The organism is Pseudomonas cichorii (genome assembly GCF_018343775.1).
GTDB lineage: Bacteria > Pseudomonadota > Gammaproteobacteria > Pseudomonadales > Pseudomonadaceae > Aquipseudomonas > Aquipseudomonas cichorii.
Genome location: NZ_CP074349.1, coordinates 318,315 through 336,370, shown reverse-complemented (window position 1 = coordinate 336,370; position 18,056 = coordinate 318,315). Strand labels below are relative to the sequence as shown.

At 55.7% G+C, this 18,056-nt stretch carries 15 protein-coding genes; 7 read left to right on the top strand and 8 right to left on the bottom strand.

The genetic code is table 11. The features are described 5' to 3' along the window. Positions 1-65: 65 nt before the first annotated feature. The 5 genes from KGD89_RS01595 to KGD89_RS01575 all read left to right on the top strand — a co-directional run bounded on the left by KGD89_RS01595 (position 66) and on the right by KGD89_RS01575 (position 8,875). A complete protein-coding gene (locus tag KGD89_RS01595; protein WP_025258080.1) occupies positions 66-2,108 on the top strand; it encodes a type VI secretion system Vgr family protein in 2,043 nt (680 codons plus the stop codon). Then, entirely contained in the window at positions 2,098-2,841 is a 744-nt protein-coding gene (locus tag KGD89_RS01590) for a DUF4123 domain-containing protein (protein WP_025258079.1), read from the top strand. Before KGD89_RS01595 ends, KGD89_RS01590 begins: the two co-directional genes overlap by 11 nt. Beyond that, on the top strand, positions 2,838-7,811 hold the full coding sequence (locus tag KGD89_RS01585; protein WP_025258078.1) for an RHS repeat-associated core domain-containing protein: 4,974 nt from the start codon (positions 2,838-2,840) through the stop codon (positions 7,809-7,811). The genes KGD89_RS01590 and KGD89_RS01585 overlap by 4 nt, the downstream gene beginning before the upstream one ends. Then, positions 7,808-8,278: a hypothetical protein gene (locus tag KGD89_RS01580; protein ID WP_025258077.1), complete on the top strand. Its 471-nt coding sequence runs from the start codon at positions 7,808-7,810 to the stop codon at positions 8,276-8,278. The genes KGD89_RS01585 and KGD89_RS01580 overlap by 4 nt, the downstream gene beginning before the upstream one ends. Before the next feature lie 126 nt (positions 8,279-8,404). Further along, positions 8,405-8,875 (top strand): hypothetical protein, encoded by a 471-nt coding sequence (locus KGD89_RS01575; RefSeq protein ID WP_025258076.1) that lies wholly within the window; start codon positions 8,405-8,407, stop codon positions 8,873-8,875. Positions 8,876-9,179: 304 nt separating this feature from the next. On the opposite strand, the gene KGD89_RS01570 is transcribed toward KGD89_RS01575, so the two are convergent. Further along, the gene (locus KGD89_RS01570) at positions 9,180-9,392 is read right to left on the bottom strand and encodes a DUF6124 family protein (protein WP_025258074.1); all 213 of its coding nucleotides are present in this window, start codon (positions 9,390-9,392) and stop codon (positions 9,180-9,182) included. 659 nt (positions 9,393-10,051) lie between these two features. On the opposite strand from KGD89_RS01570, the gene KGD89_RS01565 reads away from it, so the two are divergent. Together KGD89_RS01565 and KGD89_RS01560 are read left to right on the top strand one after the other, a co-directional pair. Next, positions 10,052-10,522: a hypothetical protein gene (locus KGD89_RS01565; protein WP_025258073.1), complete on the top strand. Its 471-nt coding sequence runs from the start codon at positions 10,052-10,054 to the stop codon at positions 10,520-10,522. Then, on the top strand, positions 10,509-11,096 hold the full coding sequence (locus KGD89_RS01560) for a hypothetical protein (RefSeq protein ID WP_176767559.1): 588 nt from the start codon (positions 10,509-10,511) through the stop codon (positions 11,094-11,096). The genes KGD89_RS01565 and KGD89_RS01560 overlap by 14 nt, the downstream gene beginning before the upstream one ends. 661 nt (positions 11,097-11,757) lie before the next feature. Here the strand turns inward: KGD89_RS01560 and tnpC are convergent. The 7 genes from tnpC to KGD89_RS01525 all read right to left on the bottom strand — a co-directional run bounded on the left by tnpC (position 11,758) and on the right by KGD89_RS01525 (position 17,919). Beyond that, positions 11,758-13,293, bottom strand: a complete 1,536-nt coding sequence (gene tnpC / locus KGD89_RS01555; protein WP_025258071.1) for an IS66 family transposase — start codon at positions 13,291-13,293, stop codon at positions 11,758-11,760. A 61-nt stretch (positions 13,294-13,354) separates the two neighbouring features. Beyond that, entirely contained in the window at positions 13,355-13,744 is a 390-nt protein-coding gene (gene tnpB / locus KGD89_RS25900; protein ID WP_244165752.1) for an IS66 family insertion sequence element accessory protein TnpB, read from the bottom strand. Next, positions 13,687-14,010: an IS66-like element accessory protein TnpA gene (gene tnpA / locus KGD89_RS01545; RefSeq protein WP_081741908.1), complete on the bottom strand. Its 324-nt coding sequence runs from the start codon at positions 14,008-14,010 to the stop codon at positions 13,687-13,689. Before tnpA ends, tnpB begins: the two co-directional genes overlap by 58 nt. A gap of 134 nt (positions 14,011-14,144) precedes the next feature. Further along, positions 14,145-15,164 carry an ABC transporter substrate-binding protein gene (locus tag KGD89_RS01540; RefSeq protein WP_025258069.1) on the bottom strand — a complete coding sequence of 340 codons (1,020 nt, stop codon included), beginning with the start codon at positions 15,162-15,164 and terminating at the stop codon, positions 14,145-14,147. A gap of 52 nt (positions 15,165-15,216) precedes the next feature. Further along, positions 15,217-16,083 (bottom strand): ABC transporter permease, encoded by an 867-nt coding sequence (locus KGD89_RS01535; protein WP_025258068.1) that lies wholly within the window; start codon positions 16,081-16,083, stop codon positions 15,217-15,219. Positions 16,084-16,124: 41 nt separating this feature from the next. Continuing rightward, a complete protein-coding gene (locus KGD89_RS01530; protein WP_025258067.1) occupies positions 16,125-17,006 on the bottom strand; it encodes an ABC transporter ATP-binding protein in 882 nt (293 codons plus the stop codon). A gap of 16 nt (positions 17,007-17,022) precedes the next feature. Further along, on the bottom strand, positions 17,023-17,919 hold the full coding sequence (locus KGD89_RS01525; RefSeq protein ID WP_025258066.1) for a TauD/TfdA dioxygenase family protein: 897 nt from the start codon (positions 17,917-17,919) through the stop codon (positions 17,023-17,025). Positions 17,920-18,056: the final 137 nt, after the last annotated feature.

Here is an 18,056-nt window from a genome sequence, read left to right as displayed (position 1 = left end):
TCAAGCATCGGCCAGCTTCTGCTGGTCGATGTTGTTTACGCCCTTTCAGAATCGAGGAACAAGGGATGTTCGCGCCGGCCAATCAGACCCACTTCAGCCTGACCATCGAAGGCTCCAACAGCGACCTGCAAGTCCTGGCCCTCAACGGACGGGAAGCCATCAGCCAACCGTTCGTGTTCGACGTGGAACTGGTCAGCGAGCAGCCGTCCCTGGACCTTGAAACCCTGTTGCACAAGCCCGCCTTCCTGCAACTTTCGCCTGACGGCAGTGGCATTCACGGCCAGATCTATCGCGCCGCCCAAGGTGACTCCGGCAAACGCCTGACCCGCTACTCGGTGACCCTGCGCCCGCAGTTATCCTACCTGGCGCACCGCATCAACCAACGCATCTTCCAGAACCTCAGCGTGCCGAAAATCATCGGCCAGGTCCTCGAAGAGCATGGCATCCAGAGCAACGCCTACGAATTCAAGGTCGGGTCGGTTTATCCCGAGCGCGTCTACTGCGTTCAGTACGATGAATCGGACCTGCATTTCATCCAGCGCCTGTGCGAGGAAGAAGGGATTCACTACCACTTCCAGCACAGCAGCACGGCCCACAAGCTGGTGTTCGGCGATGACCAGACGGTGTTCCCGAAACTCGCCCCCGTGGCCTATCAGCAAGACTCCGGCCTGGTCGCCAACGACCCGGTCATCAAGCGCTTCGACCTGCGCCTGGAAACCCGCACCAGCCGCACCACCCGTCGCGATTACGACTTCGAGAAACCCCGCCTGACGCTGGAAAGCGAAAACCGGGGCGACGCTCTGCCCGACCTCGAGGATTACGACTACCCGGGTCGTTTCGTGGACCGCGAGCGCGGCAAGCACCTGGCCAAGCGCGCCCTTGAGCGTCATCGCAGCGACTACCAGCTGGCCGAAGGCAAAAGTGATCAACCGTTGCTGGTCAGCGGCCATTTCCTGGCCCTGACCCAACACCCCAAGGCCAAGTGGAACGACCTGTGGCTGCTGACCGAAATCGTCCACGAGGGCAAACAGCCTCAAGTGCTGGAAGAGTCGGTGACCAGCGACACGACAGCGCTCAAGGACGATTTCCATCAGGGCTATCGCAACCGCTTCAAGGCCACGCCCTGGGACGTGCCGAACCGCCCGCCGCTGCTGCACCCCAAACCCCGCATCCTCGGCAGCCAGAGCGCCGTGGTCACCGGGCCGAAAGGCGAAGAGATCCATTGCGACCAGTACGGCCGCGTCAAGGTCCAGTTCCACTGGGACCGTGAAGGCCAGGCCGACGACAAGACCAGTTGCTGGCTGCGCGTGTCCTCCGCCTGGGCCGGCGCCCAGTACGGCGGCATCGCCATTCCGCGCATCGGTATGGAAGTGCTGGTCACCTTCCTGGAAGGCGACCCCGACCAGCCGCTGATCAGCGGCTGCCTGTACCACAAGGAAAACGTCGTCCCCTATGAACTGCCGGCCAACAAGACCCGCAGCACCTTCAAGACCCTGAGTTCACCGGGCGGTGGCGGTTACAACGAACTGCGCATCGAGGACAAGAAAGGTCAGGAGCAGATCTACCTCCACGCCCAGCGCGACTGGGACGAGAACATCGAGCACGACCAGAAGATCCGCGTCGGCAACGAACGCCACGACACCGTCGAGCAGAACAGCTACAGCGAGTTCAAGGCCGAGGAACACCACACGGTCTACGCCGACCGCAAGGTTGAAGCGCGGGCCGACGACCACCTGACCGTTGCGACCAACCAGCACGTCAAGATCGGAACGGGACAGTTCATTGAGGCCGGGCAGGAAATTCACCTCGACAGCGGCATCAAGATCGTCCTGGAAGCCGGTAGCGAACTGACATTCAAGGCCGGTGGCAGCTTCGTCAAGATCGACGCCAGTGGCGTGACCATCAGCGGCCCGGTGGTCAACGTCAATACCGGCGGCAGCCCGGGCGTGGGGTCTGGCATAGCGGCTTTGCTGCCCGGATTGTTGAAACAGGCCGATGCCGCCAGGGCCGGTGCGGTGCTGACACCAGCGCAAATCAATACGCTTAAACGCAACGCGCCGTTCTGTGAAGAATGCGAGAAGTGCAAGGACGGTGCCTGTGCAATCTGATCTTTTGAGCCCAACGGCATGGTTGGCAGAGCAGCCGCTGCAACAAGGCGAGCGCCTGTACCTGATCATCAGCGCGGCCAGCGACGCCGAACCTCTCAAGGACTTCTACCAGCAAAGCCATGCGCCGCAGTTGATCCCGATCTGGGGCGGCACGCCTTACGCCGACTGGCAGCCTGTGATGCCCTATCTTGCCGTGCTGAAACCCACTGCGGGTTTTCTGCAATGGATCGCCGAAACCGATGCACTCGACTGGGGCTGGCTCGCGGTATCGCGCTCGGAACCCAATACCGTGTTCGAGCATCTGCGCAGCCTGACGCAAGTGAAAATGCCCGATGGGGCCGAAGTGTTTTTCCGGTTCTGGGACGGGCGGCATATCTATCCGATTCTTGAGGGGCTGGGTGAATCGGCGGGTGAACTGATGCCGATGTTCGAGCGCTATCTGATCAATGGCCGCACTCTGGAAGTCGGACAAAGAACAGTGCCGAAAGCGAAGGATTGGCCGTGGTGGGAGGTGCCCAAAGACTTGCTGGAGAGTTTGATGGCTGAAAATCCATCCACGGTGATCGGCAACATGATGCAGTGGCTGCGGGATGAACATGCCGACCTGTACTTCTCGTTCCCTGAATCCAACCTGCAAAAAAAAGTGGCGCGTTTCGTAAAGCGTACACCGCTCACGGAAGAAAACTTTACCGGGCTGTTGAAGGCCTATCTGGAAAATGAGGTGGCGGCATGAGCATTTTGATGGGCGGAATCACCGGAGCCCTCACGGCAAAACAGCCTGATGCTCAGGCCATCATCAACGACTTCAAGAAATGCCTGGCCGATTATCGCGAGCATGCCGAAGCCTGGTATGGCGGCGTGCTGGATGCCGAACAGCAGTTCAAGGTGGGCGACGAAGTCGGTACTGCGGACAAGGACAGCAAACAGGAAAATACCCTGTATGCCAACTGCCCGGCCAACGGCAAGCTGAAGCTCGTACACAGCTTCGAGTCCGCGCGCTTTGTGCCGATTGGCAACACACCGGTGCGTCTGGTGCCCGTGGAAGATGGAGCACTCTACGGCAAGAACGAAGTGGGCCAGGCAATCGACCTGAAAATCGGCCCGAGCGGGATTCTGGAAGTTCCCAACCTCAAACCCAATCAGCAATACAAGATCACCTTTTTCCCGAACCCTACACGTGCGCAGATCGACAGCCTGTTCAACTCCTATCAGGGCGTTATCGGTGACCTGAGCGGCTGGCTGCAAACCGAATGGAGCACCGACTTCCTGCCGCTGTGGCAAGCGCATACCAACGCCTCCATGGGCGGCAGAGCTTTGCAGGAACTGGAATCTGCCTGGAAAGGTTTCCTCAAGGCGATCATGGGGCTGTGGGGCGATATCAAGGGTCTGTACGATCTGGTTGCTCATCCCCGCGAGAACTACGAAAAGCTCAAGAATTTCTTCACCGAGGAAGAGATCAAGAAGATCTATGACGCCTCCAAGGAAGCGATTCAGACAGCCCTGCTGATCGCCAGCGACGAACCACTGATGTGGATCTACGTCGCGGCAATCGTTGCCTGGGTCAAGATGCTGCCGCCGCAGACCTGCACGGAAGTGCTCGCGGAACTGACCACCGAAGTGCTGCTGAACATCCTGATCGGTGTCGTCCTGACTGGCGGTATCGGCCTGGCCGTGCGGGTCACTGCCAAAGGGCTCAATGCTGCCAAAAACAGCGGCAAGGTCATGAAGCTGATCGAAGACTTCACGTCCATGCTGATGAACATCAGCAAGAAGAACGCCACCGGCCACGCAGAAACCGCCAAGCCCCTGCTGCTCAATGGCAACTCGCCAATGAACCCGGCGCGCAAGACCAGTGTTGAAATAGCCACGCCGAAACCTGCAGAGACGGCGACGGCCCCCAAGCGCAAAGCACCCGTTTCAGGCGGTGAAGTCGAAACCGATGCGCAGATTCATGCACGCGGCAAGAAAGAAAACGCAACGCGCATGGAACAGGCGGAAAAGACCGACGACGCCTCCAAGCAATCGAAAACCCCGGCCGAGCAATCAGCCCAGTGCGCAGACAAGACCTGCACCAACGGCGAACCGGTGTCGATGGTGACCGGCGAAGAACTGCTGACCCTGACCGACGGCGAACTCGGTGGTTTGTTGCCGCTGGAGTGGACGCGCCTGTACCGCAGCAGTGCGGTCGAAATCGATAGCCGTCTCGGCTATGGCTGGAGCCATTCCCTGTCACATCGTCTGCAACTAGACGATGAAGGCGTGCTCTGGACTGACCATGAAAACCGTCAGACCCGCTTCCCGATGCCGACCGAGCAACGTCCGGCCATCACCAACAGCCTTGCCCAGGCCGCCATTTACCTGGGGGATGCCCCTGGCGAACTGATCCTGACCCAGGCCGGGCCAAAAGCACGCTTCTATCACTTCCGTGCAGGTCGCCTGACCACCATCAGCGACGCGTACGACAACCAGGTCCACATCAGCTACGACCTGGTAGACCGGATTCAGCGCATCGACAACGGTGCTGGCCGCGCCCTGCTCTTGCGCTACGACGACCGCCATATCGTCGCCGTGGATCATCAGCAACAACGCCCGGAATATAACGAGCGTGGCGAGCGCCAGGACCCGTGGCTGACACTCCAGACCCTTGTCACCTACGGCTATAACGCCCAGCACCAACTGGTGTCTGCCACCAATGCGGTGGGTGAAACCGAGTATTACCGCTACAACGACCAGCACGTCATTCTGGAGCGACAACTGGCCGGCGGTGCCAGCTTCTTCTGGGAATGGGAACGTGAAGGCAAGCTCTCGCGCTGCGTGCACCACTGGGCCAACTACTCGCAACTCGAAGCGCGTTATGAGTGGGATGACGAAGGGACGGTCAAAGTCCACAACGCCGATGGCAGCGAACAGGTTTACGTGCATGACGAAAATGCACGCCTGATCAGCGAAACCACTCCCGATGGTGCACAAACCCAGAAAGCCTATGACGATAAAGGCCGCCTGATTGCCGTAAAAGACCCGCTGGGGGCCATTACCGAGTATCAGTACAGCGAAGCCGGACGACTGGTGGCCGTGATCCCGCCGGAAGACGAACCGAGCCGTTACAACTACTTCGACGGGCAACTGGTCGAGGTCAAGCGTGGCAAGGCTCGCTGGCAATATGACCGCAATGAACAAGGCGATATCACTCAGCAGATCGACCCCCACGGCAACGAAACCCATTACAGTTACGACCGTCAGGGCCGTCTGCTGGAAATCCGTCATCCCGATGGCAGCCGTCATCAACTGGGCTGGAACGGTCTGGGCCAACTGCTGGAAGAGCGTCTGCCTGACGGTGGCCAGCGCAAATACCGTTACGACGCACTCGGTCGGCAGATCACCCGTCAGGACGAAACCGGTGCCATCACCCATTACCAGTGGGATGCGGTCAATCGCCTGAGCCAGGTCACCTTGCCAGGCGGTGCCACCCGCGCCTTCACTTACAACCCGTATGGCCGCGTCACCGCCGAGCGCGATGAGCTGGGTCGCATCACCCGTTACGAATACGCCGACAACCTGCATCTGGTCAGCCGCCGCATCAACCCGGATGGCAGCCAGTTGCGCTACCGCTACGACAACTCGCGCCTGCTGCTCACCGAAATCGAGAACGAACGTGGCGAGCGTTACCACCTCGATTACTACTCGAATGGCCTGATCCAGCAGGAAACCGGTTTCGACGGTCGCCGCACCGCGTACGAGTACGACCTCAACGGCCAGTTGCTGAAGAAAACCGAATTCGGCGATGACGAAAGCGAGTTAGTGACCGAGTACCAGCGCGATGCCGCAGGCCGCCTGCTGGTCAAGACCCTGCCCGACGGCGAAGAGATTCACTACAGCTACGACGCCCTTGGCCGTCTGGTCAACGTCGACGACGGCAACTGGCCGCTGGCTTACGAATACGACCTGCAAGACCGCCTCATCACCGAGCACCAGGGCTGGGGCACCCTGCGCTACGAGTACGACAGCGTCGGCCAGCTCAAACACTGCCGCCTGCCCGACGGCAGCACGCTGGATTACCACCATCAGCGCGGCGGTCAACTGAGCAGCATCGACCTCAACGGCTCGCGCCTGACCGCTCACCAGTTCAGTGGCGGTCGTGAGCGCCAGCGCCAGCAAGGCCTGTTGCTCAGCCAGTATCAGTACGACGAACAAGGTCGCTTGCAGGCGCACAGTGTCAGCCAGCAGGACCGCAGCCTGTTCCAGCGTCGCTACGCCTACGATGCCAACGGCAACCTGGCGGGTATCGACGACAGCCGCAAGGGCAACCGCAGTTTCCATTACGACCCGCTGGACCGCCTGATCAACGTCCGCGGCAACACCCCGGAAACCTTCGCCCACGACCCGGCCGGTAACCTGCTGGGCCAGGGCGACCTGCCCACCGCCAACCTGGCCAACGTCAAGGGCAACCGCCTGCTGATGCAGGGCGACCGTCATTACGACTACGACGCCTACGGCAACCAGATCCGCGAACGTCGCGGCGCCGGGCAGAAACTCGTTACCGAATACCGCTACGACGCCCAGCATCGCCTGATCGGCGTCAGCCTGCCGGGCGGCAGCACCGCCACTTACAAATACGACGCCTTCGGCCGCCGCATTGCCAAGACCGTCGACGGCCACACCACCGAATTCCTCTGGCAAGGCGAACGCCTGGTCGCCGAAAGCGCCGAGAACCGCTACCGCAGCTACATCTACGAACCCGGCACCTTCCGCCCGCTGGCCATGCTCGACGGCGAAGGCCCGCGCAAAGCGACACCGTTCTACTACCAACTCGACCACCTCGGCACCCCGCAGGAACTCACCGACTACAGCGGCGAGATCCTGTGGTCCGCCAAATACCGCGCCTACGGCAACCTCGCCGCCCTGGACGTCGCAGAAATCGACAACCCACTGCGCTTCCAGGGCCAGTATTTCGATGCAGAGACAGGGTTACACTACAACCGCCATCGCTACTACAATCCGGGGACTGGACGGTTCTTGACGCCCGACCCGATCAAGCTGGCGGGTGGGTTGAATAACTATCGGTATGTGCCTAACCCTACGGGGTGGGTGGATCCGTTGGGGTTGAGTGATAGCTGTCCAGGATCCGGCAGCACGCCTCCCAACAATTCGGCGAACGCAACGAAACCTGACCGGATACCCATGTCTCAGGCTAAGTACGATGAAGTGATCAATCTGGAGAGAGGAAACAGACCCACTGACACGCGCGAATATCTGCCAGAGCAATACGTAACAATGCACGAAGAAGCCTTCCGGCAGCAAGGAGGCTCGTTTGTTGTTATCGACGAATGGATCGAACTCTCGAGCTACCCTACTTTCCCGCCTAGAAAGTTTGTAGGCCTACCATCCGAAATGAATAAGGTAGTCGCCAAATATAAAGCGAGCGGCGGTAACTGGGAGGTACTTAACAGAGAGCTAAACCTTGGCACAAAAGACCTCTCTAACTCCAGAATTTATCTTGTAAACATTAAACCTAACGACCCTAGATTTAAATATGAAATCCCAAATGGCAATGAAGCAGGCGCTTATCCTAAAGAATGGGTTCCAGGGGGAGAAACCAAGAGTGGAACGAAAGAAGCTGCACTGGTTGGATCAGAGAAAATCGACCACGGCATGGATATGAACAAGCTTTTGAGCCAGTTTGATGATTGGGAGCAACTTCAATGAGAAGTAATTTTGAAACAGCCTTAAACAGAGATGAATTCCCAGACTACTTCAGAGGGATTGGCATATACTTCACAGCAGACCCTGACTGGGGTAATCAGCTTCACATCATGAACTGGCAAGGACTCTGCGGCTTCATCAAAACACACAAGACCCCAGATACAGTACTAAAGAATGCTTTTACAAAGTATTTGGACACAGTAGATACCACTTTAAAAGAAGCCGAAGATTTATTTGAAAATATAGTTTGTTATTACTACATGCGCAAAAAAGTTCCTGCTTTATCTGCAAATGGGCTCGACCTGATTCTTGATTTACCTAGCATACAAAGACAAAAGGTATCAAACATCATGCGTTTTCTACGCCAAGAGCTGTCCAAAGCTGACAAAAATCAGGACCTAGAGCTTTACAATCGACGCATGGCAATACTCATCAGGGATGGTGGTCCTAAAGACATCGAGAATCTGTAGATCATCCGGAATTTATATAATGCTGTAACACGCGAGCCTCCCAACAGAAGACACTTGGAGTATCGCCTGACAACCTGTAACTTCAAATAAATCACCAAGCCAATTTGAAGACTGGGAAAAGCCCCAATGAAAACAAAGTTTCAGACTGCCCTAGAAAAAAACGAACTCCCTGAATTCTTCAAAGGCCAAGGAGAATACTTTTCAAGGGATCCGGACTGGGGTGACCACCTGCATATAAATAATTGGCAAGGTTTATGTGGTTTCCTAAAGCAGAAAGAACAGCCAGCCAATATACTACTAAAAGCATTCAGCGAATACTTGCAATCATTGCAAATCACCTACAAAGATGCAGATTCCGTATTACTCAATATAAGCTGCTACTATTCAATACGAGCAGATACTAGTTTTATGTCGACTGATGATTTCGACTTAATACTTGCTCTCGACTCTGGCAGCAAAAAAATAATAGGCGAACTGTTCAGACTGCTTCGCAGAGAATATGCTGCACACAATGCCGGCAGCCCCGTAATCAGCTTCGATCAATTCCTCTCCGAAATAAAGGATAATGGTTGCACAGTAGACGTCGAAAAGCTGTAAACAATAGAAGATTTCTTACGCTGTAGAGCCTTCATGACAACCACCTTTGAAATGGCTTTAGAAAAACATGAAATTTCGGAGTTCTTCAAAAGGAAAGGTTATTTACTTTGCAAGAGGTTCAGACTGAGGCGACCACATAAGCAACTGGCAAGAAATGAGCAGTGTTCTAAAAAACCAAAAGCCCGCACAAGAGACCTCAACGGCCAATTGCTGAAGAAAACCGAATTCGGGAACATTCTGAACAATATGTGCGAGCAAGTCTGACCTCACTCGCACCTTCACACTGGTATTGGTCACTCGTACATCAACGCACCTCTACCCGCGCCAAAGACCGCTCCAGTTCCGTCTTGGCCATGCCAATCAAATGCACCACCGAAAACGCCAGATCACGTTTTGGGCCGTTGAGGGTGTCTCCAGTTTCATAGGCCGTAGCGGCAGCGCAGCGCAATAGCTCGCTCACATGCAACAGCGATTCTTCAAGAGATTGAAGGGGTAGAGCTGGTGTTGAATTGATCATGATGTTCTCTCTGAATTGGGGCCACCAGCATTCGCTGCTAAACGAATGAAAGGTGGCAGCTTTGACGCGGGTTAGCAGACCGGTAGAGAACACAAGACCCGGCGCACCCGAAGATGCCCCACGCAAAGCCGCCATAAACGGAGCTTGCGCTGTATGTGTTCTGAAACAGGCTGCTAAACCCGATCACTGATATTCAGTGACCGACGCAGCCTAGAGGCCAGAATTCACATGCGCAAGGGCTCAGGATTCTCTCGGAAACTTCACGCAGAAGAAAGGGAAAAGGTTGTCGGATTAGGTGATCGGAGGCAGGATTTTCGTTAGCGAACGTAAATAGGTCCGACGGTAGCCGCATCCCCAAGACCGTTGACGGCCACCCCACCGAACTCCTCTGGCAAGGCGAACGCCTCGTCACCGAAACCGGACGAAAATGGCCCTGGCTCATGGAGCGATGCGCGCATCAGGGCAGAGTTTGATACTTTGCAGCTCTCGATGCGCTCTGTTTTTTTCGATCTAATCGATAACAAAAACCTCACAACCGAAAAAGATTTTCTTGATAAAATAACGGCAATACTCGGCAATATCGACACGATAAACTTCTGAAAAAATATAATGGCGATCTCAGGAGTCGAGTACGCCGCTTTAATTACTGGGAAACATCAGTGAAAAATAAATTTGAAGCAGCAATAGATAATGATGAGATCTCAAAATTCTTCAAGGGAGAAGGCACTTATTTTGCAAGAGGCTCAGATTGGGGCGACCATTTATACGTAAGTAATTGGCAAATTATGTGCAGTACTCTCAAAAAGCAAAAGCCCGCACAAAGCCTACTGACCCATATATTTGAAGAATACTTAAGATACCTCGACGATTCCTATAACGATGCTGAAAGCCTACTGCGCAACATATCGTCTTACTATACATTAAAAAATAAAATTCCATTTTTATCTGACGAAAACTACGACCTAATCGAAAGCCTCGACAGCGTAAGCAAAATTATTGTCGGCCGACTTTTCCGTTTTTTGAGGGAAGAGTACGACATAAAAAATAAAGATTTACCCAATAACACATTCCCCCAAGAGATTGAAAGTTTAATAAAAAAAGGATGCACTATAGATCTTGAGAAATTGTGAACACTATGCAGTGCATGCTGTTATTGGTGAAATCATATGCAACCCTGTCTTGGCCCACAGAAATTCATACGGCCTGAAAACGCTGACGACTGGAAAAACCTCAATGAGAAGCAATTTTGAAACCGCCTTAAACCGAAATGAATTCCCAGACTATTTCAGGGGGCTAAAAAATTATTTCACCCCTGACCCTGATTGGGGTACTCAGCTGCACGTTATAAACTGGGCGGGACTCTGCAGTTTTCTAAAAACACACAAAACGCCCGACCTTATATTAAATAATGCTTTCAGAAAATATCTAGATACAGTGACTCTCAACTTAAAAGACGCAGAAGATCTATTTGACAATATAGGTTGTTATTACCACATGCGCAAAAAAGTTCCCGCCCTATCCATAAATGAATTTGACCTTGTTCTTAACCTACCAAACGCAGAACGTAAAAAGATATCCGAATCTATAAAGCTTTTAAGGCAAGAGCTAACCAGATCTGATGACACTCAGAAAATGAAACTCTTCATTCATGACATGGAAAGATTAATCAGAGATGGTGGCCCTAAAGACATAGAGAATCTTTAGAGGGCAATGCATTCGGCTGACACTGCAGATTATCAGTCCTTTTGAGCCAGGCGACACGGGCGGAACCATGAAATGCTTAACGATGAGCAAGCGCGTGACTCATTAAAGAATCTAATAATAAAATATCTGAAAGACAAAGATCCAGAGGCTGACCGACTTACAGAAATCGTGGAAGATCGTTCACGCCAAATCCCAATCAGAGGCGTACTGGAACGCATGAAAAAATTACGACCACCTGCCATTTACCAAGCAAGAGCTAGATATAATCGAAGATCTTTTGTACTCGTATGGCTAGTATATTTATTTCCAAGCGCCTCCTGAGCCTTTCGCGAATGAATTCGCTCCTACTCAGCAATACCGATCAGTTAAGGCGCAAACAAAACTTGTAGGAGGCAGCTTTCTGGCGCAAGGGCTCAGGCTTTTCCAAGAAAGTTCATACAGAAGAAAGAGCAAAACCGGCAGGCAAAGGCATGCACTGGCTGGTTTGCAGAGCACTGCGTAGGAGCGAATTCATTCGCGAGGCGTCATTGAAGGCGATACATGTCCTTCGGATGTAAGGGCCTATCGCGATGAATTCGCTCCTACTCAGTAATAGCGATTAGTTAAGGTGCAGAAAACCGACAGATATTAGTAAGCGTACGGGGAACACGCCTTGCGCAAGTCAGCCCGGCATCCACTGATGCGGCAAAAGTTGGTCAATCTCACTGGCCTTGTGCGTCGGCAACCGGCTCAGCACATCCTTGAGATACGCATACGGATCATGCCCGTTCATGCGCGCCGACTGGATCAAGCTCATGATCGCCGCAGCCCGCTTACCACTGCGCAGCGATCCTGCGAACAACCAGTTAGATCGCCCCAAGGCCCATGGTCTTATCGTGTTCTCGACAGGATTGTTGTCGATGGGCACAGCCCCATCGTCCAGGTAGCGCGTCAGCGCTACCCAGCGTTTCAAGCTGTAGTCCAAAGCTTTGGCCGTAGCCGATCCTTCGGGCACAAGCTCGCGCTGAGCCAGCATCCATTCGTGCAACTTCTCAGCGATGGGCGTCGCTTTTTCCTGACGTAATCGCTTGCGATCTTCATCGCCCATTTCCTTGGCTTGCCGCTCAACCTCGTACAAACCGCCAATCGAGTGCAGTGCCTGTTCGGCCAACTGACTTTTATTCGCCACGTGCAGATCGAAGAACTTGCGGCGGGCGTGAGCCATACAGCCGATTTCGGTGATGCCCAGCTCGAAGCTGGCCTTGTAGCCTGCGAAGTCGTCGCACACCAGTTTGCCGTTCCAGGAGCCGAGGAAGTTGCGGGCATGTTCACCCGCGCGACTTGGGCTGAAGTCGTAGACCACCGCTTTAAGCGCCGAAAATGGCGTGGTGCAGTAAGCCCATACATAAGCGCGGTGAGTTTTCTTTTCGCCGGGTGCGAGCATCTGCACCGGCGTCTCGTCGGCATGGACAACTCGCTGCGCCAGTACTGCTTCTCGCAGCGCATCAACCAAAGGCTGAAGCTGCACGCCAGTTTGCCCGACCCATTGGGCTAGCGTTGAGCGCGCAATTGCCAAACCGGCGCGGCCGAAGATTTTCTCCTGACGGTATAGCGGTAAGTGGTCGGCGAACTTCGCCACCATCACGTGAGCGAGCAGGCCTGCAGTAGGTATGCCCTTGTCGATTACCTGGGCCGGCACCGGTGCCTGGATCAGCGTTTCGCACTGGCGGCAGGCCCACTTTCCACGCACATGCTGCTCTACCGTGAACACGCCCGGTGTGTAATCCAGCTTTTCGCTGATGTCCTCGCCGATGCGCTGAAGTTGGCAACCGCAAGCGCACTGAGTGTTTTCCGGCTCGTGGCGGATCACTGTGCGTGGAAACTGCGCAGGCAGCTGCGCACGTCTGGGTTTCTCACGAGGCTCGGCCGGTGCAGTTGGCGGATTGGCCGCCTTCAGCTCGGCTTCGATTGCTGCAAGGTCGGTGTCGAGCAGGTCGTCGAGGAGGCTGCCTTGGTCAGGGCTCAGTTGCTCACTGCGCTTGGCGAACTTGTGGCGTTTGAGGATCGCGATCTCATGGGCAAGCTGCTCATTGACCGTTTCGAGGCGTTGGATCTTCTGGCCCATCGAGTCGACCTGGGACAGCAACTGCAAGGCCTGCTCGGCCAAGGCGCGTAGCTGTTCTGGTGTCATCTGGTCGAGGCTGGGCGAGGAAGTCATGCCGCTGATTGTGCCAGAGCAGGCGATCAGCGGCGATAAACCGATGGGCTAATAGAAGGTGTTATAGCACTGTGATGGTGCCTCCCGCGCCGACTCGCTGCCAAGGCAAGCCCAGCACCAGCGCCTGGAGTTGCTCGCTGTCGAGTTGTACTTCCAGGCCACGATGGATGCCAGGCCAGTGAAACTTGCCTTGGTTCAATCGCCGCGCAGCAAGCCAGATGCCGACACCGTCGTGCACCAGGACTTTCATTCGGTTGGCCCGTCGATTGGCAAAGAGATAAGCGCAGTGCGGCTTCGCCGCACCAAATACCGCAATCACTCTGGCTAATGCTGTTTCCGTACCGGCGCGCATGTCCATAGGCTCAGTGGCGAGCCAGATGGCGTCGATGCGGATCACTGGGCAAGCCCACGGATAAAGCGGGCGCAACCATCTGGGTCTGAAGATGGCCATTTCACGGTGAGTATTTGCTGGCCGAAAGGAATCTCGAGGCTGATAGGTATTGGCTGATCTGGCTGGGCTGTGGGCGCGAGTTTCACTGGAACAAAAGCGGGCGGCGTCGGTGGCTGGCAATTGCGATACGCAGGAATCCATTTTCGAACCAGGTTAGCGTTGATGCCGTGACGCAGGGCAACGCTGGCCATTGATACGCCCGGTTGTAGGCATTCCTGGACGACTTGGGCTTTAAAGGGCTTGGGGTAAGAGGTTCTTTGGCGCATGGAAATCCTGACAAGAAGGGTGATGGTGTCCACGTATTTTTTAGGTGGACACCATCGCCCTTATGGCTGGGATCGGGTAGGTGAGTTCGCCGGACGATTACAGATATTAGTCGCCAGCAAGCTGCCTCCCACCATCAGCTACCCGATCCGCCATGAGCTTCTTCAAAGAAGTAATCCTTCCAGCTCGCAGCCTTGTTTTTCAACACGCCCAGTTCATGCAGTTTTTCGGCATAGATGAAGGTGCGTTGCGGGGTGATGGTGAAATCGATTTCCGGGTCGGAGACGATTTTCTCTACAAGCGGCAGCGGCAGTTTGGATTGTTCGACGCGGATGTAGGTTTTGGCTGCTTCCGGTTTGTCGGCCTTGATGATTTTCTCGGCCTCGGCCAGCGCGTCGTAGAACGCCTTGTAGGTCTTGGGGTTTTCGTCGTGGAATTTTTCGGTGGTGTAGAGCACGTTGAAGGTGGCCTGGCCGCCCAGCACGTCGTAGCTGCTCAGCACTTTATGGACGTTGGGGTTTTCCAGCGCCTGGTATTGGAAGGGCGGGCTGGAGAAGTGCGAGTTGATTTCCGAACCACCGGCAATCAGCGCCGAGGTGGCGTCAGGGTGCGCGAGGCTGACGGAGATGTTGTCGAACTTCTTGAAGTTCTCGTTTCCGAACTCCTTGGCCGTCTCGATCTGCAAGGTACGCGACTGGAAGCCCACCCCTGCCGCCGGTACGGCGATGCGGTCTTTGTCGGTGAAGTCTTTCAGGGTTTTGACGTTCGGGTTGTTGGTCAGCAGGTAGTTGGGCATCGAGCCCAGCGAGGCAATGGCCTTGACGTTCTGCTTGCCCTTGGTGCGGTCCCAGATGGTCAGCATCGGTGGCACGCCTGCCGATACCACGTCCAGCGCCCCGGCCAGCAATGCTTCGTTCATGGCGGTAGCGCCGGAAATGCTGTTCCAGTCGACCTTGATGTCCAGGCCTTGCTCTTTACCGTGCTTTTCGATCAGTTTCTGATCACGCACTACATCCAGAATCAGATAGCCAATGCCGAACTGCTGGGCGATGCTGATCTTGCCTTCGGCTTGCGCGCCACCGCTGAGCAGTGCGCCTGCCAGCCCCAGAGCTGCTGCCAGTGCAGTAAGTACCGGACGTTTGAAAGAAGTAACCATGAAACCCTCACAAAAATTCGAAAGACGATAAGAAACCAAGCGTTCCATGCACTTAACGCTGCATGCCCCAGCGCTTGACGGTCAGGCGCTCGATGTTGGCAAACAGCAGGTTTTCCACCAGCAGGCCGATAAGAATCACCGCCGCCAGCCCCGCAAACACTTTGTCGGTATACAGCTCGTTACGGTTCTGGAAGATGTACCAGCCCAGACCGCCCTTTCCCGAGGACGCGCCGAAGACCAGTTCGGCCGCGATCAGGGTGCGCCAGGCGAAGGCCCAGCCGATTTTCAGGCCAGCGAGAATCGAAGGCAGCGCAGCCGGAATCAGGATGTGCCAGACAAAGCGCAAACCCTTGAGGCCATAGTTGCGACCAGCCATGCGCTGGGTTTCCGAGACACCGAGGAAACCGGCGTAAGTATTGAGCGCCAGCGCCCAGAGCACCGAATGCACCAGCACGAAGATAAGGCTGTTCTGCCCAAGCCCGAACCACAGCAGCGCCAGCGGCAGCAGGGCAATGGCAGGCAGCGGGTTGAACATCGCGGTCAGGGTGCTGAGCAGGTCACGGCCCAGTTGGGTCGAAACCGCCAGGGTCGTCAGGCCGAACGCGAGGACAATGCCGATCACATACCCCTGGATCAGTACCTTCAGGGAGATCCAGACCTTGCCGGGCAATTCACCGGTGATGATGCCGTCATAGAACGCCGTGGCGGTTTGCAGAAAGCTGGGCAGCAGAAGGTCATTGTTCTGGATACGTGCGGCGACTTCCCAGAGCACGGCCAGCAGGACCATGATCACGCTCTTGCGTACCCAGCCCCGTTGCCAGATGCGTTGGGCCAAGGGGATATCGCGCACCAGATCCTTCTGGGTGAAGGGCTCCAGCGTGACTTCGTATTCTTCACGAACGGGGGGTGAAAGGCTCATGTCGGGATCTCTGTGTTCAGGTCGAGGCGCTTGGACGGGCCTCAATAAGCGATGCGGATATCCTGGAAATTCAGCTCGGACTCGGCCTGGCCGGTTTCGCCTTCATCGAACAGTAAGCGATGGATGCGCTGCGCGGTCTGCTGGAAACCGATGCCGCCGAGGCTTTTCAGGTCGTACTGATGGCTGTTGATTTCCGCACGCACACGACCCGGATGAGGTGACAGCAAGAGAATGCGGTTGCCGACCACCAGCGCTTCTTCGATGGAATGCGTCACGAACAGCAGCGTGAAACGCACTTCTTCCCACAGCTCCAGCAGTTCTTCCTGCATCTTGCGTCGGGTCAGGGCATCGAGAGCCGCAAAGGGCTCATCCATCAGCAGGATTTTCGGTTGCATCGCCAGGGCACGTGCAATCGCCACCCGGGCTTTCATGCCGCCGGACAGGGTGTGCGGGTAAGCGTCGGCAAAGGCACTGAGGCCAACCTTTTCCAGGTAGTAACGCGCACGCTCCAGAGCTTCGGGACGCTTGAGCGTGCGCGAAGCCAGTAACGGGAATATCACGTTCTCGATCACGGTCTTCCAGGGCGGCAACTGGTCGAACTCCTGGAACACCACGATCCGGTCCGGGCCTGGCTCCTTGACCTGCACACCTGCCAGACGAATCTGCCCTTCACTGGGCTGAATGAACCCGGCCACGGCCTTGAGCAAGGTGGACTTGCCGCAACCGGAAGGGCCGAGCAGTACGAAGCGATCCGCCGGATCGACTTCAAAACTGACTTGGTGGGTGGCCCGCACTACCCGCTCGGGCGTGCGGTATTCAAGGCTCACGTCCTGAACCTTCAACAAGGCCTCAGTAGCATGCTGAGTGGCCTGTTGCGTGTTTGTACCTTCGCTAGCCGTATGGCTTTGCACTGCAGCATTCATGACCAATTCCCCTGAATCAAAACGGCGCATCGCCTTGAATGGTGGTGCGATACAACTTGCGTCGCAGATGGGCCGGGCAACCGGCTGCCAGATGGATCAGGGAGCGGTTGTCCCAGAAGACCATGTCGTTGGGCTGCCATTGATGGCGATAAATATGCTCGGGACGCACGCTATGGGCATAAATCTCGCTCAGAATCTGACGGCTTTCGTCCTCCGGCAGCCCCACGATGCGGGTGGTGAACCCCTCACTGACAAACAGCGCCTTGCGGCCGTTTTCCGGGTGAGTACGGACGATCGGATGGGTCACTTCCACGACTTGGGCCAGTTGCTCCGGGGTCAGAGTCGGGCGCCAGCTGGCTGCGTTATGCCCTTCGGCATAGCGGGCGGTATAGCTGTGAACGGCTGAACGACCTTCGACCGCCTCGCGCAGATGCTGCGGCAGGGTTTCCCAGGCCAGGTGCATGTCCGCGAACAGGGTGTCGCCGCCTTCGCTTGGCAGTTCCTGGGCGTACAGCATCGAGCCCAGACTCGGCAGTTCCTTGTAGGACAGATCCGAATGCCAGTACTTGCCCGCATCTCCCAGACCCACAGGCTGGCCGTTCTCGACAATGTTGGAGACGATCAGGATTTCCGGGTGGTTGGCCAGCAGGAACTGCTTGAGCACATGGATCTGCAACACGCCGAAACGGCGGCTGAAATCGATCTGTTGCTGCGGGGTGATGTGCTGGTCGCGAAAGACGATCAGGTGGTAATCGAGATGCGCCTTGTGCACACGGGCAAAGTCGGCGTCATTGAGGGTTTTGGACAGATCCAGCCCGACGATTTCCGCACCCACCTTGCCGGTGAATGGACGCACCTCGAACTGTTGCTCTGCGGCTTGGGTAGACGATGAAGCGAGGGCGGCTGCGGACATATAGGCTCCGACTCCAAAACATGTAGATGAATATAGAGTCAGAACTTTATAGGTATAAGAAACTAAATTTAAATACCGTTATGGAATATTCATAGCGCGGAAAGAGCTAGGAGGCTTCGCGGCTGAAGCCGCTCCCA

Excerpts from the sequence above, each read along its gene's own strand:
- KGD89_RS01595 (WP_025258080.1), top strand. The coding sequence starts at position 66 with ATGTTCGCGCCGGCCAATCAGACCCACTTCAGCCTGACCATCGAAGGC.
- KGD89_RS01585 (WP_025258078.1), top strand. The coding sequence starts at position 2,838 with ATGAGCATTTTGATGGGCGGAATCACCGGAGCCCTCACGGCAAAACAG.
- KGD89_RS01580 (WP_025258077.1), top strand. The coding sequence starts at position 7,808 with ATGAGAAGTAATTTTGAAACAGCCTTAAACAGAGATGAATTCCCAGAC.
- KGD89_RS01575 (WP_025258076.1), top strand. The coding sequence starts at position 8,405 with ATGAAAACAAAGTTTCAGACTGCCCTAGAAAAAAACGAACTCCCTGAA.
- KGD89_RS01570 (WP_025258074.1), bottom strand. The coding sequence starts at position 9,392 with ATGATCAATTCAACACCAGCTCTACCCCTTCAATCTCTTGAAGAATCG.
- tnpC (WP_025258071.1), bottom strand. The coding sequence starts at position 13,293 with ATGACTTCCTCGCCCAGCCTCGACCAGATGACACCAGAACAGCTACGC.
- tnpB (WP_244165752.1), bottom strand. The coding sequence starts at position 13,744 with ATGGCCATCTTCAGACCCAGATGGTTGCGCCCGCTTTATCCGTGGGCT.
- tnpA (WP_081741908.1), bottom strand. The coding sequence starts at position 14,010 with ATGCGCCAAAGAACCTCTTACCCCAAGCCCTTTAAAGCCCAAGTCGTC.
- KGD89_RS01540 (WP_025258069.1), bottom strand. The coding sequence starts at position 15,164 with ATGGTTACTTCTTTCAAACGTCCGGTACTTACTGCACTGGCAGCAGCT.
- KGD89_RS01535 (WP_025258068.1), bottom strand. The coding sequence starts at position 16,083 with ATGAGCCTTTCACCCCCCGTTCGTGAAGAATACGAAGTCACGCTGGAG.
- KGD89_RS01530 (WP_025258067.1), bottom strand. The coding sequence starts at position 17,006 with ATGAATGCTGCAGTGCAAAGCCATACGGCTAGCGAAGGTACAAACACG.
- KGD89_RS01525 (WP_025258066.1), bottom strand. The coding sequence starts at position 17,919 with ATGTCCGCAGCCGCCCTCGCTTCATCGTCTACCCAAGCCGCAGAGCAA.